Here is a 13,480-nt window from a genome sequence, read left to right as displayed (position 1 = left end):
CACCTCATCCTGAAATGGTGCCGAAAATTTCGTCTTGGGGGGGAATGCCATTCAGCCGCAGATAATCAGTGTTCTTGGGAATGGCCTTCGGCGTGGGCGATGTGAAAAGGAGACCGTCCCTCTTCCTCGGATCAGACTCGGCGAGCGAGACGATTTCCCAGAGTTGAATCGCCGTTCGTTGCACCTCGTCTCGCTCGCCAGGAAGTCCAGAAGACGCGGAGACGAATGCATCGAGCTCGGTCAGCAAAACACAAGCAAGGACGAATGAAAGCAGGTCCTGCGGGAGAATACTCGGCTCGCCGTCCTCTCCGAGCCCATCGACACGATACGCCTTTGGAAGCGCCTCCAGCATATCTCCTGCGTAGATGACGAAATCAAAGAGCGATCTGGTCATTCCCGCGTGGCGATGCAGCGCTTGCGTCCGAAGGCTCTCCCATGCCATCAGGTAGTTCATGTATCCAAAAATATTTGGATTTCTACTATAGAAGAAGAAGACCGCTGGGTGATGACCCGTCCCTCGCTCCTTTGCCAGGTCCACGAGTTTCGGAACAAGGGAGCCGTAACATCCGGTATCAATGAGGGCCATGGCTCGCCCTGAGGGGAAGCTCCGCGAGAAATGCGTGGAGAAGTGGGGGCTCCGGACCATCGCTCTCGACGCATGTAGCAACCGGAGCGATGTCGACACGTTTCCTCCGGAGACTCTTCCGGTGTCGAGCATCCTGCGTGCCATCCCGTACAACGGAAGCGCGTCTCGGCACAGGAATCCAATCTCGGAATACCCATGTGAGGCGCACCAGTGCATCGCCCAGGAGACATACGCCTTCCACATGGGGAACCATGGCCGGACGCGATGCAGAAAGCGCAGCACCGCCAATCGGAGCCACTCCGACATATCCATGAATGATCTGGCCGGTACGATCCGGTCAACAAGCTCGCAAACCTGCGAATCAGAGAGGTCTCCTTCAGCGACAAGCGTCCGGACGAACTCGGCTCGAGCGAGTTCTGGAGCGGGGAGAGGTCGCCTCGTCCACTTTCTCCACATATCCAGCCATTGCCGCAGATCGCCTTTGAAGCTCGTGTTCGCACCACCATCGCTCTTGTCTTTACCTAGAATCTGCTCGACTAGAGCGGAGACTTGTTCAACGGTATGGACGCTTGGACCTCGCTCAACGCAGTGGAGCGCCTGCTCGAGCATCTTCGGTGATGTATCATTCATAGAATCAAACGGATGGCGCGGAGCAATACCAATCGTCCATCTCCATCCGCCTCCTCTTCAAAGTGCAGTGGTATCATTGTGTGGGTCTCCGATGATGGTCTGCCCCTGCGCGCCGCGCAGCGGGTCGAACGCGAGCTACGGCTTCACCTTGTTGTCGCCCCCGGGGGCCGCGGGGAAGAAGTTGGGCGCTCAGAACTTCATGACGCTCAGAACTTCATGAGTGGACGGCATCGGATTTCCTCCTCATCGGATTCCCTCATCGTCCTCGTCCCATTGAGACAGACTGCGCTCGACGCGTTTGTGAGTACGGGCATGCGCTAGTCGGGAAACTCGATGGCCAGGCAGCCATGAGGCTCAACGCGGCCAGCGGACTGCAAGGGACGAAAGGGTCCCATGGGAAGAATGGCGAAAACGCCAATGGCTTGCCCTCAAAACCGCCAGGTGCCGACGATATAGTTCATCCAACTACCGCACGAGGACGTCGCGATGGGTTGGAAAACGTATCTGTTGTTCGTGACCACCACCTGGGTGGTCTGTCTGGTCCCCGGCCCGGCCGCGCTGCTGGTCACCGTGCAGGCGGCGGGGCGCGGGCTGCGCGGCGCTTACTGGGCGATCGTCGGCATCGCGCTGGCCAACGCCGTCTACTTCGCCTTGTCGGCCACCGGCCTCGCCACCCTGGTGGTCGCCAGCGCTACCCTGTTCAACCTGATCAAGTGGGGGGGCGTCGCCTATCTGTTCTACCTGGGCCTGTTGGCGCTGAGCAGCCGGGCCGGCGCGGTCACTCTCAGCAGCGAGCGCCCGCCGGCAGGCAGTGGGCTGGCCGCCTTCCGCCAGGCGCTGATCGTGGAGCTGGGCAATCCCAAGGCGTTGCTGTACTTCGTGGCCCTGCTGCCGCAGTTCGTGGACGTGCAGCGGCCGATCGTGCCGCAGATGCTGCTCTACGGCCTCACCACCATCCTGCTCGATCTGTCCGCTTACAGCGTCTACGCTTGGCTGGGCTCGCGCACCCAGCGCTTCCTGTCCAGCCCGCGCTTCGTGAAGGTCACCAACCGCGCCGCCGGCAGCCTGCTGGTGGTCGCCGGGGTGATGATGGCAGCGGTGCGGCAGGGCTGAGCGTCGTTCGCTGGTGACACCGGAAAACCCCGCTTAATCAACGATTATCCGCTCGGCGCCGAGCTGCCTGGCGGCCAGGACGCCCATCAGCCCGACCGCGCCGTCACCGACGACCGCGACCGTCTTGCCGGGGCCGGCCTCAGCGGCGACAGCGGCGAACCAGCCCGAAGATGCAGGTCGCCGTGAGCCGGATGATCGCGTCGGTCGGCTTGATGATCTTCGGGTCCTCGCGCTCCTCGACGCGAACGTCGCCGGGGGCTGCCATCACAACTCCACGCATGGGCGGCGTCTCCTTGTTTCGTATGCTTTCCCCGGCGACGCCTGGGTCACTTCAGATTGTTCTGGAAGAACGTGGTCAACTTGTCGAAAGGAATGAGGTTGACACGATCGTAAAGATCCACGTGACCAGCACCAGGCACAATGACCAGTTCCTTGGGGTCACCGGCAAGCCGGTAGGCCTCGTCGCTGAACTCTCTGGAATGAGCGTTCTCGCCCGTGATGAAGAGCATCGGACGAGGAGAGATCGTCTCGATGTCCGTGAACGGGTAGAAGTTCATGAACCTGGTGTTGCTGCTGAGCGTCGGATGCGTCGTGGTGTTCGGGCGATGACCCCGCGAAGTCCGGTAGAAGTCGTAGAACTCGCGATCAATCGCAGTTGACTTGTCACTCAGCTCTTCGGGCGTCCCGCTCGTATATCTGGTTTCACCACCCGCGAACTCCACATCGCGCTGAAGCGCTGCCTCCTCGAGGAACTTCTTTCTCTGCTCGAGGGTCACCGAATGCCTGAGCCCGTTGCGGTTGGCAGCGCCCATGTCGTACATGCTGACTGTTGCGATGGCCTTGATGCGCGGATCGATCTTGGCCGCACTGATGACGAAGCTCCCGCTGCCGCAAATTCCGAGGGCGCCAATCCGCTCCCTGTTGACAAACGGCTGGGTGCGCAGGAAGTCCACAGCGGCGCTGAAGTCCTCGGCATAGATGTCCGGCGCAACAGCATTGCGGGGTTGGCCGTCACTCTCGCCCCAAAAAGACAGGTCCAAGGACAGGGTGACGAATCCCCGCTCTGCCATCTTCGTGGCGTACAGGTTCGCGCTCTGCTCCTTGACCGCACCCATGGGATGTCCGACGACGATCGCCGGATTCTTCGCGCCGCGATTCAGGTCCTTGGGAACGAACAGGTTCCCTACGACATTCATCTTGTATTGGTTCTTGAAGACGACCTTCTGAACGGTGACCCTGTCGCTCGTGTAGAAGTTGGCCGCACCGTTGGTCGTATCCCCAGACGGGAGGCCCGGCGTTGGACGCGCCACCGATGCCGAGGGCGATGCGCAGGCCACCAGTGCGGAGAATGAACTGAGCAGAAGTGCACCGAGCAAGGAACGTCGGTGGGTCGCGAGGGGCGGTTTCATTTTCTTCATCGTCTTCATCCTCGTGGGTGTGAGGTTCGGCAGGGGCCGAGCGGGTGGCGGCAGCCGGGCGGCTCACGGGCCCGGCTGCGTCCGTGTCCAAGTGGTACCGCCCGGCTCCGCCGGGGGCTATGCGTTGAACGTGAACGGGCCGTTCAGCGCTCATTGACGGTGGGCCTTCACGCCTTCTTCCAGGCGGCGCTCTTCAGCGATGCCATGCGGACCTCGGCATCGCCAACGCAGGCATCCCTCGACGCCCGGATGGCCAAGAGGGCCGCTCCCCCGAGCAGTGCGGCGCTCACCACGTACGTGCTCTGGTAGCCGCTACGGTCGAACAGCAGCCCTCCGAGCGAGGCGCCAACCGTGATGGCGAGCTGAATGGCTGCGACCATGAGGCCGCCTCCAGCCTCCGCGTCGCGCGGCAGCGTGCGGCTGAGCCACGTCCACCATGCGACCGGCGCCGCCGTGCCGATGAGCCCCCACCCCACAAGGAGGACGGCCGTTGCCGCGAGGGACCGGCCGAAGACGACGAGCGCAACGGCGATGACGGCCATCGCCACCGGCGCGGCGATGAGCACCGCGGACAGCCGCCTGGCCACGAGGAACCCGATGAGATACGTGCCCAGGAGCCCAGCGGTGCCCATCCCCAACAGGACCAGCGAGAGGGTGGACACCCCGACCCGCGTGACCGTCTCCAGGAAGGGACGCAGGTACGTGAAGAGAGCGAACTGGCCCATGAAGAAGAGCGTGACCGCCAGAATGCCCCACAGCGCCTTGGGGCGTCGAAGGACGGCGAACGTGCTCGGAGGCGGAGCGGCGCGCTCCGTGGGCATTGGGGGCAAGGTGAAGAACTGCCACACGAGGGTGATGGCCGCGAGAGGAACGACCGCGAAGAACGCACCACGCCACCCGATGTACTGGCCCAGGAAGCTGCCGAGCGGCGCCGCGATGGTGGTGGCCAGCGCGTTGCCACCGTTCAGCACGGCGAGCGCACGCGGCACGTCGCCCTCGGGGACCAGCCGCATGACGGTGGCCGCCGACAACGACCAGAAGCCGCCGATGACGATGCCGATGAGCGCACGGCCCAGCATGAGCACGGTGAAGCTCGGCGCCAGGGCGGTCACGAGGCCCGAAGCCAGCATCACGCCGGTGAGGCTGAGGAGCAGCTTCCGGCGGTCGACGGACCTGGCCGCGGACGCGATGAAGAGGCTCGTCAGCACGGCGAAGAGGCCGGACACGGCAATCGCCTGGCCGGCGCGGCCTTCGCTCAGGTGGAGGTCCGACGCGATGGGCGTCAGGAGGCTCACCGGCATGAACTCGGACGCGACGAGCGTCGAGACGCACAGGGTGAGCGCGAACACGGCGCCCCATGACGCGGAGCGCGGGGCCGGCGCCTGGGCACGCACCAGCTCGACGTCCGCCTTGATGCCAAGGGCCTTGGTAGGGAGGGGCCCCTCGGGGGCTCGCCCCCCCTTCGGCACGGCGCCCGCCTTGAGGATGGTCCTCCGGGCGTGGGCAGAAGCCCTCTCGATGTGGGAGGAGTCATCGCAGTGGGTGCACATGCGTCGAGAACCTTTCGTGGTTGGGCAAGTGCCCTGCGCGTCGTGCTCGCTGGAGCAGCAGGGCCCGGTGAAAGGACTACGCGGCGCGCCCTCCGGGGACTAGACGGCGAGGAGCGAACGGGCCGTTAAGCAGGGGTTGATGGTGGCCCGGCTATTTGCCGAAAGTGGCCATACTCGTTCGCAGGGCCGTCACGGCACTCCACACCGGCACTTCAGAGGAACCACTGCAATGAAGACTGTCCTCTTCCAGCAGCTCCACGTGTTCCTTGCCGTCGCGCGTCTCCAGAGCTTTCGTGGCGCGGCGCGCGAGCTCGGCGTCTCCACGGCCGCCGTGAGCCAGTCGGTGCGGCAGCTGGAGGAGCAACTGCGCGTGGTCCTGCTCAACCGCACCTCGCGCAGCGTGGCCCTGACGGACGCGGGACGGCGGCTGGTGGAGGAGGCCGGTCCGGGCCTTGCCCAAGCGGCTGCCGCCCTCCACGGGGCCTCGGCCCAGCCCGGGGAAGCCGTCGGACGGCTGAAGCTGTCCGTGCCACGAGCGGCGGTGCCCCTCCTCATCGAGCCCGTGCTGCCAGCATTCCGGGCGCGATTCCCCCGCGTGGAGGTGGACGTCGTCGTCGAACAGCGCCTCGTCGACATCGTCGCGGAGGGCTACGACGCCGGCGTGCGCCTGAGCGAGACCATCGAGCGCGACATGGTGCAGGTGCGCCTGACCGACGCGTTCCGCTTCGTGGTGGTGGGTGCACCGGCCTACTTCGAGAAGCACGGCCCCCCGGAGCGCCCCGAGGACCTGCTCCGGCACGAATGCATTGTCCTGCGCTCACAGACGACCGGGACTCCCTATGCCTGGGAGCTGGAGCGCGGAAGCAGGACCTGGCGCGTCCCGGTGCACGGCGGTGTCGCCACCAACGACGAGATGACCGGCGTGGCGCTCGCCGCCAAGGGGGTGGGGTTGGCGTACGCCCTGGAGCCAGCCATCCAGGAGCATCTGCATTCCGGACGCCTCGTGCGGGTGCTGGAGGACTACGCGCCCACCGTGCCTGGCTTCTTCCTCTACTACCCCAGCCGCGCACAGCGCTCGAAGCCCCTGCGCCTCTTCATCGAGGTAGCCAAGGAGCTGGCCGGCAGGACGAGCTGACGCGCTCGCAATCCCACCATGGAGGGGGAGGGCTGGAGCAAAGGGGGAGGGAAGGGCCGCTGGAGGGTGAAGCGCGGGCTTGCAGGTGACTCCAGGTAGGGTACGGCGGTTGAGAGGGATTGCGTCAGGGGGAGGGAGGCGCGGGCGGCGGCGGCACTTCGGCCGAAGGCGGTCCGGACTCCCCGGGAGCGGGCCCGGTGGGCTGGTAGGCCTGGAGGAGGACCTGGAGCGCCTCGCCCCAGCCCTCGAGCAGAACGACTGACTGGCGGTAGGCGAGCACCACGTCCGCCGCCTCCATGTCCTCGCTCAAGTGGTCCACCGGGAGGTCCGGCTTGGGAGGAATCTCCCTCGCGGGTGGGGGCGCCGGGCAGACGGGCACCTCCACCTTCTCCGCGGTGACGAGCGTCACCGTGCGCACGGGCAGGCACCCGGCGAGCGGGAGCAGGGCCAGCAGCCAAAGTCTTTTCATTGGAGCTTCCCCCGGCGTGCCTGGATCTCCTGCTGCACCGCCCACTTGAAGGCCTTGTCGCACTCGCGCGGCACCTGCTGCCGCGTCATCTCCGCGGCCTTCTGCCGGGCCGTGTCCAGCAGCGTGCTGGCGGTGGTCTCCGCCTGGGCGAGGCGGACCTGGGAGGCGTCGTAGTCCTGCTTGAGCTTCTGGACGGCCTCGTTCTGCTCGGCGATGAGCTGGGACTGCGTCCGGTTCACCTCCAGCGCCTGGGCGAGTTGCAGTTCGAGGGTGCTCACCTGCTCCTGGGTGGTGCGCAGCCGCTGCGTCTGCACACCCACGCCGCCGGACAGGCCGAGCACCGTCAGCCCGACCCACGTCCACCTGTTCGTCACCAGGTACACGAGGAGCGTAATCACTTCACACTCCGGAGCGCCGATCCGTCCCCAGACACCTGCGGGGCGCGCTGGTAGTGGGAATCCCGGTCCGCCTTGCCGTTGTAGCCACCGTTGATGCGGTGGCGCGAGAAGCCCCCCATCCCGGGTGTGGATTCCTTCATCATGATGATGCCCTCTTTCGTCCAGCACTCCCCTTCAGTGACAACCCATGCTGGCAGCCGCGCGGATGACGCGGTTGCCTGGGAACGCTGTGCCCATAAGGACGTAGGAAGGGGTCTGGCCGTGACACCACAGCCAAGAGAGCCAGGCCCCTGCCGCGCACCTCATGGGAGCGTGGCTAGGGCCGGCGTGTACCCAAGGGGGCTGCGCGGCCTCTCCACCGGCCGGGCTCACTGCTCGGGCGGCCCCTGTCAGCGGCCCTCCTCGGCCCCTCCGCTCCAGCCCTCACCCTCAACATGGCTTCTATCCCGCCTATCGTGCTCCAGCCGGCCCTCCGCGGCGCCGCGTCCAGCCGGACGGCCTGACCGTACGGGTGGTTCACAGCGGCTGTATCGAGTCGAGGATCGCCAGGTTGCGCGCCAGGGTCTGCTCGAGATGAGCCAGCGGCGACCTGGTGTCCATGCACAGGAGAGTCGTGCCGTAGGTGCGCACCTCGCGAATGCGCACGGTCGGGTAGGTTTCCTGGGTGCCGTAACGCATGGCCCGCGACCCGGCGTAGCGGGCCATGTCTGGGTGATCGATGGTCGTTTCGACGCCGAAGCCCTCAAGGTTGAGCTCGGCCAGCTCCTCCAACTCCGCCGGGTCCACATCGCGGACTACCTGCAGGAGAAACTGGTTGCGACAGGGATTCTTCGATTGCTCCAGCCAATCGATAGCCGGCGCCGAGAACGTCACCGCATCGGCCACTTCGCGAGTGAGCTGCCAGGTCTCCGGAAGCTGGAAGCGAAACCCCTTCGCCTCGACTGCTCGCATCGGCACCTCGTAGGACGCTGCCAGCGCACGCAATGCCAGCAAGCCCGGCTCGGCGATCCGGGTGATGGAGGCGTTCCGGGTTCTGGCCAGTTTGTCGTCGAGCCGTTGCAGGGTCGCCGCGTCCAGCGGGGCCTGGTTGAGGAAGAAGCGCATGCAGTCGTACTCGACCCAGTCGAAGCCGTCATCCAGATGCCGTAGCGCCAGCGGCGCCGCGTCGGCGTACCAGCGATGCGCGATGGCCTCCAGCGCCAGGCTGCCCAGGCGCCGCATGTGCGGCGAAGCCTGATCGAACAACTGGCGGATCACGGCGAAATCCTGCTCGTCCTCCACCATGCCGGCCAGCCCCTGGCCGACACGCAACTGCTCGGCGAAATCGACAATGCCGTCGCCTTCCGCCAGCTTCTCCTCGAACCAGCCGATGCGGCCGTTCATGCCCTCGAGTTGACTCGACATCACCCTCTCTGTGTCAGCGACCCACCCATTGAAAAAAAGCCGCATGCGCGGCCACCACCTCGGGTGGCACGTTGCCGAGCGACAGCTGCAGGCGGAAATAGTCCCTCAGCTGGTGCTCGCCCTCCTTCGACAATGGCGCACCCAGCAGCGTCAGTGGCTGGGCCTGGAGGATCTCGTATTCGCGGCCCGTCAGTGGCCGAACGCCGCGCCGGGGACCGGGATTGATGACCTGTTGCAACAGCTCCAGGCGCGACTCGCCGCTATCCAGCACATGGCGAATCCTGGCCCAGACCGGGCCGGAGAGCTCACCCGACGTGGGCTGGGCGAGATTCAGGGCGCGGGCGTACGCATAGAACACCAGCACACCACCGCGCGCCGGCCAGCTCTCGGGGACGGGATCGGTCAGGGCGTATTGCCAGGCGAGATCGTCGCCCCGCGGGCAGATCTTTTTCCAGACCGGGCGAACGAGGTCATCAATGAGGGTGAGGCGTTGCGGGTCCGTCAGCATCGTGGGTCAATCCGAGCTCTGATCGTCGCTGCAGCATGTAGCGCCGACTGCTTGTGCTGTCGTGGTGGTCTACCACGGAGAGAGCCCACCCGAGCATAGGACGAACAGGCGCGCTGCCGCGCATGTGCGGCGCCTCGCGTCCATCTGCACCGGCGCCTTCCTCCTCGCCGAGGCGGGGCTGCTCTCCGGCAAGCGCGTCACCACGCACTGCCGTCACCCTCGGTTCATCCGCGCCGATCTGCTCGAGCAGGGGCGGGGAGGGAGGGGGCCAGGCCTCAGCGATACTCGACAGCGCTCGGCTGCACGAGTCCCTCTCGTGTCAGGCGCTCGAAGCGAGCATCCAGGATGACCTTGGATGGGTCGTCGGCTCGCACGAGCACGGGCACGCGCTGACCACCGTCCGCGATCGCGAGCACCGTGCCAATGTCTATGTCGAGGAAACAGCGGGTGTTCGCGCGATAGGGGGCTTCGCCAGCCGGGAAGACCGTCAACTGGATGAGCACGAGTCGTTGCCCGCCAAAGCGCATGGAGGTGCGTTCCACCACGTCGACCTTGCCCCACCCCTCGAGTGGATTCGCATGCACGTGCGCATAGAGGGTTGTCACCGACAAGAGGCGGGAGAACAGCCAGATGAGCACGGCCAGGAGAGCCAACAGGGGCAATCCCAACATGAGGACTACGGGCCACAACGAGAGATCCATCGAAACTCACTCCTCCGGCAGGGGGTCGAACCCGGCTTTCGCCATCCGGGGTTGGTCGAGAGTCGCGGCTCCTACGAACTTCGGCGAGGTGGTGGGGTGGAGTCTCGCAAGTTGGCGAGAAGAAGACGAGGGTGGGAGGGCCCCACCCTGGCGGAGCTTCTCGGCCAGCGGGGCTGTTCCGTGTGGCTTGCTTCCGATGTACAGCCGCGCTTCATATCGGGCACCCCAAGTCTGGTGGACACCCGTCCCCAAGTCCCTGGCGGCGTGAAGGAGATGCGGATGAGCAGGAGTGACCTGGAAGCACGTTTCGCCGAGCGGGCCCGGAGCAGGGGGCTCGTGGTGCGAGAGCTGAGGTCGGACGCAACCTGGGCTCTCGAGGTGGATGGGAGCGAGCTCAGCGTGTCGCTCGACAACCTGCGCCGCAACGTCGAGCGCGACGGCGACGACGAAGCCATTGACTGCTTCATCGACGGGCTACTCGCCACCAGACGGCCCCTGCCGGGATGGGAGGAGGCGCGTGCGGGCATCCGGTACGCCGCCGAGGAATCGGAGAGCGTGGCCGGTCACCCGGAGGTGCTGGCCGAACCCGTCACCCGCAAGGTGTCCCGTCTCCTCGTCTACACGCCCGAGGACGAGCGCACCATCCGCTGGTTGACCCGTGAGGACCTGACCCGGTGGGGCGTGGGCGAGCCGGAGCTGCATGCGGCCGCGCGGGAAAACATGAGCGCACTGCAGGCGCGCACCGCCATCGAGGTCGAGGAGGTCGAGGGAACACCGCTCGCGATGTTGAGCACGGACTCGGTCTTCAAGGCTTCACTGTTGCTCGGCCCCGGATTCCGGGCGGCGATGAAGGCCACGCTCGGCTGGCCCGTGATCGTGGTGATTCCGTGCCGGGACTTCTTCTATGCCTTGCGCTCGAGCGACACCGGCCTGTTGGGGCGGCTCGGAGGCGTGGTGGTGCGCGAGTACACGGGCTCCGGGTACCCGCTCACCAACGAGGTTCTCCTGGTATCGGACGAGGGCATCCGGGCGATTGGCGAGTTCCCCGTATCACCGCGACCCACGGCCTGATGCGCTCATCGTCAGCTCGCTGTCGGCTGAACGGGGGCGAGCTCCTGGTCAGCATCCCCGCGGTCCGGCCTGGAGACGAGTGGCAGGGAGAAGGTGAAGGTCGTGCCTCGGCCATCCGCCGGCTCCAGACGCAGCTGTCCTCCCTGGAGCTCGGCGAGCTGGCGGGAAATGTAGAGACCCAGTCCGAGCCCCGGAGAGTCCTGTCCCACTTCCCTCAGGCGCCCGAAGGGCGTGAAGAGCAGGGCGCGTTGATCCTCGGGGATGACCGGCCCCTGGTCGCTCACCCACACGCGAGCCATCCCTTCCATCCTCTCGAGACGGACCTCGACGGGAGCTCCTTCGCGTGAGTACTTGTCAGCGTTCTCCAGGAGATTCGAGAGCACCTGCACGACGCGGGTGGTGTCCGCCTCGACGTACGCTGGTTCCGAAGGCAGTCGAAGACTGAAATGCCGGTCGGGCGCACGGGTGCGGAAGTCCGCCACCACATCGGCCACGAGCGCTCGCAGATCGATGTGCGTGGGCCTCATGACGATCTGATCGTGCTCCAGGCGGGAGACCTCGAGCAGATCCTCGACCAGGACGGCGAGCCGGCGGGCCAGGCGGAGCATCCGGTTGAACAGCTCGCCTCCACGGGCCTCCTGCCCGGTCCGCCGGGCCCCCTGCTGCAGCAGGAGCATCAGGGAAGTGAGGGGAGTACGCAACTCATGGGACGCGATGCCGAGGAACTGCGCCTTCGCTCGAGCCGCCGCCTCCGCCTCCTCCTTCGCCGCACGGAGCGCCTGCTCGATTCTCATCCGCTCCGTGACATCGCGGGCGATGATGACCAGGTATTGGCGCTGGCCGAACGTATCCTGGCGGATGGAGAGCTCGAGCACCCGCTCCTCGCCCTCTCGCTGGAGCGACAGCAGTCCCGGGCCCGGTCTGGGCTCCCTCCCGCTCGGGTGGACGCACGCCTCGAGCATGCGCCACTCGTGCGAAGCGAAGAAGGATTCGAGCGGCTGGCAGAGCTGAGCGGTGCTGGAAGCACCGAGCATCCACAGCCCCTTCCGGTTGGCGTCCACGACCCGGAGGGTGGGCAACTCCGTGACGATGATGGCCTCCTGGGTCTCGTCGAGCAGCGTCCGGAAGCGAGCAAGCTCCGTGATGCGCTCCTGCAGCGCGCCGTAGTAGCTCTTGCGAATCGAGCGCTCGCCAAGCCCGATGATGGCGTCTCGCAGCGCCTCCCAGGTCACGGGCTCTTCAGGCGCTTCATCAAAAGGCTTGTTCATACAGCACCTCCACGTCGCGGAGTGTCATGCGACGTGGGTTCGTTGCCATGCACGGGTCCGCGAGGGCATTCCGGGCGAGGAAGGGAATATCGGAGCGTGAGATTCCCTTGTCCCGCAGCCTCGGAGCCAGGCCCGAGCTGTGCTTGAGTTGCCGGATCGCGGTGAGAAGCGCCTCCTTGCGCCTGCCCGGCGCGAGTCTGGCGGGCTCGAGCCCCAGCTTCTCCGCGATGAGGTCGAAGCGCTCGGGTGCCGCCTCGTAGTTGAAGGCCACGACGTGGTCGACGAGGAGGGTGTTTGCTTCCCCGTGAGGGTTGTCGACGAGCCCTCCCATGGCATGGGCCATGGCATGCACGGCACCGAGCGAGGTGTTCGAAAAAGCGAGCCCGGCCTCGAGGCTGCCTTCCATCAAATGACGGCGAGCGGCCTCATCGAGAGGGTTCTCCATGGCCGCTGGCAGGTTGTTCCAGATGAGCGAGATCGCCGCGAGCGCATACACATCCGTGAGTGTCGAGTGGGCATTCGAGACAAAGGCCTCGATTCCGTGCACGAAGGCGTCCATGCCGCTGCAGGCGATGAGAAAGGGCGTGAGCGTCCTCGTGGTATCGCAGTCGACGAGCGAGATATCGGGGACGATCGCCTTGCTGATGATGGAGACCTTCAGACGGCGCTCGGTGTCCGTGATGATCGCGAACTGGGAGACATCCGCCGAGCTCCCCGCGGTTGTCGGGACGCAGACGAGCGGAGGGATGGGCCTGGCGATCCGATCCACGCCCTCGAACGTGAGGATGTTCTCCTTGTTGGCCAGGACGATGCCAATCCCCTTCGCACAGTCCATGGGGCTTCCGCCCCCGACGGCCACCAGGGCATCACAGTGCTCTTGCTGGTAGACCTCGACTCCCCGATGTACCTCCTGGGCCCGGGGGTTGGGGCTCACGTCCGCGAAGAGGTGATAGAGCACCCCCTCTCGCTCCAGTGACGCAAAGGCATCCCGAAGCCAGCCCGCCAGGACCACGCCGGGATCGGACACGACGAGGACCCGGGTCGCGCCAAGGTTACGCGCATAGCGGCCGACCAGACTCCTCGAACCCGGGCCGTAGACGATCTCGGGCGCGACGAACTTTCGGAGCTCTGTACTCGGCGTCGTCATGAGACGAATGAATGGTTGCCCGGACCGGCATCGAGTAGGCAACCCCCTTCCCGTAAATGTAGAGTCGGCGGTTACCCCTGGG

General features: G+C 65.8%; 16 protein-coding genes. 4 read left to right on the top strand and 12 right to left on the bottom strand.

Annotation, left to right across the window (positions count from 1 at the left end; genetic code table 11):
• Nucleotides 1-4: 4 nt before the first annotated feature.
• Nucleotides 5-454, bottom strand: a complete 450-nt coding sequence (locus NR810_RS09150) for a hypothetical protein (protein ID WP_257450264.1) — start codon at nucleotides 452-454, stop codon at nucleotides 5-7.
• Nucleotides 455-1,702: 1,248 nt separating this feature from the next.
• Between NR810_RS09150 and NR810_RS09145 the strand changes: the two genes are divergently transcribed.
• Nucleotides 1,703-2,329 (top strand): LysE family translocator, encoded by a 627-nt coding sequence (locus NR810_RS09145; protein ID WP_257450262.1) that lies wholly within the window; start codon nucleotides 1,703-1,705, stop codon nucleotides 2,327-2,329.
• Between the two features lie 139 nt (nucleotides 2,330-2,468).
• Here NR810_RS09145 and NR810_RS09140 read toward each other — a convergent pair whose 3' ends face one another.
• The 3 genes from NR810_RS09140 to NR810_RS09130 all read right to left on the bottom strand — a co-directional run bounded on the left by NR810_RS09140 (nucleotide 2,469) and on the right by NR810_RS09130 (nucleotide 5,216).
• Nucleotides 2,469-2,609 (bottom strand): hypothetical protein, encoded by a 141-nt coding sequence (locus tag NR810_RS09140; protein WP_257450260.1) that lies wholly within the window; start codon nucleotides 2,607-2,609, stop codon nucleotides 2,469-2,471.
• A 46-nt stretch (nucleotides 2,610-2,655) separates the two neighbouring features.
• The gene (locus NR810_RS09135; RefSeq protein ID WP_257450258.1) at nucleotides 2,656-3,756 is read right to left on the bottom strand and encodes an alpha/beta hydrolase; all 1,101 of its coding nucleotides are present in this window, start codon (nucleotides 3,754-3,756) and stop codon (nucleotides 2,656-2,658) included.
• A gap of 158 nt (nucleotides 3,757-3,914) precedes the next feature.
• Nucleotides 3,915-5,216 carry an MFS transporter gene (locus NR810_RS09130; protein WP_257450256.1) on the bottom strand — a complete coding sequence of 434 codons (1,302 nt, stop codon included), beginning with the start codon at nucleotides 5,214-5,216 and terminating at the stop codon, nucleotides 3,915-3,917.
• A 310-nt stretch (nucleotides 5,217-5,526) separates the two neighbouring features.
• Here NR810_RS09130 and NR810_RS09125 point away from each other — a divergent pair, with 310 nt between their 5' ends.
• Nucleotides 5,527-6,432 (top strand): LysR family transcriptional regulator, encoded by a 906-nt coding sequence (locus NR810_RS09125; protein ID WP_257450254.1) that lies wholly within the window; start codon nucleotides 5,527-5,529, stop codon nucleotides 6,430-6,432.
• 124 nt (nucleotides 6,433-6,556) lie between these two features.
• On the opposite strand, the gene NR810_RS09120 is transcribed toward NR810_RS09125, so the two are convergent.
• The 5 genes from NR810_RS09120 to NR810_RS09100 all read right to left on the bottom strand — a co-directional run bounded on the left by NR810_RS09120 (nucleotide 6,557) and on the right by NR810_RS09100 (nucleotide 9,211).
• On the bottom strand, nucleotides 6,557-6,901 hold the full coding sequence (locus NR810_RS09120) for a hypothetical protein (protein WP_257450252.1): 345 nt from the start codon (nucleotides 6,899-6,901) through the stop codon (nucleotides 6,557-6,559).
• Nucleotides 6,898-7,299, bottom strand: a complete 402-nt coding sequence (locus NR810_RS09115; protein WP_257450250.1) for a hypothetical protein — start codon at nucleotides 7,297-7,299, stop codon at nucleotides 6,898-6,900. Before NR810_RS09115 ends, NR810_RS09120 begins: the two co-directional genes overlap by 4 nt.
• A complete protein-coding gene (locus tag NR810_RS09110) occupies nucleotides 7,296-7,442 on the bottom strand; it encodes a hypothetical protein (RefSeq protein WP_257450248.1) in 147 nt (48 codons plus the stop codon). Before NR810_RS09110 ends, NR810_RS09115 begins: the two co-directional genes overlap by 4 nt.
• A gap of 373 nt (nucleotides 7,443-7,815) precedes the next feature.
• Nucleotides 7,816-8,682: a hypothetical protein gene (locus tag NR810_RS09105; RefSeq protein WP_257450246.1), complete on the bottom strand. Its 867-nt coding sequence runs from the start codon at nucleotides 8,680-8,682 to the stop codon at nucleotides 7,816-7,818.
• Nucleotides 8,683-8,716: 34 nt separating this feature from the next.
• On the bottom strand, nucleotides 8,717-9,211 hold the full coding sequence (locus NR810_RS09100; RefSeq protein ID WP_257450244.1) for a hypothetical protein: 495 nt from the start codon (nucleotides 9,209-9,211) through the stop codon (nucleotides 8,717-8,719).
• A 28-nt stretch (nucleotides 9,212-9,239) separates the two neighbouring features.
• Here NR810_RS09100 and NR810_RS52055 point away from each other — a divergent pair, with 28 nt between their 5' ends.
• Nucleotides 9,240-9,560 (top strand): DJ-1/PfpI family protein, encoded by a 321-nt coding sequence (locus tag NR810_RS52055; protein ID WP_306818032.1) that lies wholly within the window; start codon nucleotides 9,240-9,242, stop codon nucleotides 9,558-9,560.
• Here NR810_RS52055 and NR810_RS09090 read toward each other — a convergent pair.
• Entirely contained in the window at nucleotides 9,487-9,912 is a 426-nt protein-coding gene (locus NR810_RS09090; RefSeq protein ID WP_257450242.1) for a hypothetical protein, read from the bottom strand. The genes NR810_RS52055 and NR810_RS09090 overlap by 74 nt on opposite strands.
• 279 nt (nucleotides 9,913-10,191) lie before the next feature.
• Between NR810_RS09090 and NR810_RS09085 the strand changes: the two genes are divergently transcribed.
• A complete protein-coding gene (locus tag NR810_RS09085) occupies nucleotides 10,192-10,983 on the top strand; it encodes a hypothetical protein (protein WP_257450240.1) in 792 nt (263 codons plus the stop codon).
• 11 nt (nucleotides 10,984-10,994) lie between these two features.
• Here NR810_RS09085 and NR810_RS09080 read toward each other — a convergent pair whose 3' ends face one another.
• Both NR810_RS09080 and ercA read right to left on the bottom strand, forming a co-directional pair.
• Nucleotides 10,995-12,251 carry a sensor histidine kinase gene (locus NR810_RS09080; protein WP_257450238.1) on the bottom strand — a complete coding sequence of 419 codons (1,257 nt, stop codon included), beginning with the start codon at nucleotides 12,249-12,251 and terminating at the stop codon, nucleotides 10,995-10,997.
• Nucleotides 12,235-13,398: an alcohol dehydrogenase-like regulatory protein ErcA gene (ercA, locus tag NR810_RS09075; RefSeq protein WP_257450236.1), complete on the bottom strand. Its 1,164-nt coding sequence runs from the start codon at nucleotides 13,396-13,398 to the stop codon at nucleotides 12,235-12,237. Before ercA ends, NR810_RS09080 begins: the two co-directional genes overlap by 17 nt.
• Nucleotides 13,399-13,480 lie beyond the last annotated feature (82 nt).

This window comes from Archangium lipolyticum (assembly GCF_024623785.1).
Classification (GTDB): Bacteria; Myxococcota; Myxococcia; order Myxococcales; family Myxococcaceae; genus Archangium; species Archangium lipolyticum.
Note: the sequence above shows the minus strand (reverse complement) of the source record. Positions and strands in the feature narration are given on the sequence as shown.

Bases quoted from the DNA above. Each gene is read 5' to 3' on its own strand.
- NR810_RS09150 (WP_257450264.1), bottom strand. From the start codon at position 454: ATGAACTACCTGATGGCATGGGAGAGCCTTCGGACGCAAGCGCTGCAT.
- NR810_RS09145 (WP_257450262.1), top strand. From the start codon at position 1,703: ATGGGTTGGAAAACGTATCTGTTGTTCGTGACCACCACCTGGGTGGTC.
- NR810_RS09140 (WP_257450260.1), bottom strand. From the start codon at position 2,609: ATGCGTGGAGTTGTGATGGCAGCCCCCGGCGACGTTCGCGTCGAGGAG.
- NR810_RS09135 (WP_257450258.1), bottom strand. From the start codon at position 3,756: ATGAAGACGATGAAGAAAATGAAACCGCCCCTCGCGACCCACCGACGT.
- NR810_RS09125 (WP_257450254.1), top strand. From the start codon at position 5,527: ATGAAGACTGTCCTCTTCCAGCAGCTCCACGTGTTCCTTGCCGTCGCG.
- NR810_RS09120 (WP_257450252.1), bottom strand. From the start codon at position 6,901: ATGAAAAGACTTTGGCTGCTGGCCCTGCTCCCGCTCGCCGGGTGCCTG.
- NR810_RS09110 (WP_257450248.1), bottom strand. From the start codon at position 7,442: ATGATGAAGGAATCCACACCCGGGATGGGGGGCTTCTCGCGCCACCGC.
- NR810_RS09105 (WP_257450246.1), bottom strand. From the start codon at position 8,682: ATGAACGGCCGCATCGGCTGGTTCGAGGAGAAGCTGGCGGAAGGCGAC.
- NR810_RS09100 (WP_257450244.1), bottom strand. From the start codon at position 9,211: ATGCTGACGGACCCGCAACGCCTCACCCTCATTGATGACCTCGTTCGC.
- NR810_RS09090 (WP_257450242.1), bottom strand. From the start codon at position 9,912: ATGGATCTCTCGTTGTGGCCCGTAGTCCTCATGTTGGGATTGCCCCTG.
- NR810_RS09085 (WP_257450240.1), top strand. From the start codon at position 10,192: ATGAGCAGGAGTGACCTGGAAGCACGTTTCGCCGAGCGGGCCCGGAGC.
- NR810_RS09080 (WP_257450238.1), bottom strand. From the start codon at position 12,251: ATGAACAAGCCTTTTGATGAAGCGCCTGAAGAGCCCGTGACCTGGGAG.
- ercA (WP_257450236.1), bottom strand. From the start codon at position 13,398: ATGACGACGCCGAGTACAGAGCTCCGAAAGTTCGTCGCGCCCGAGATC.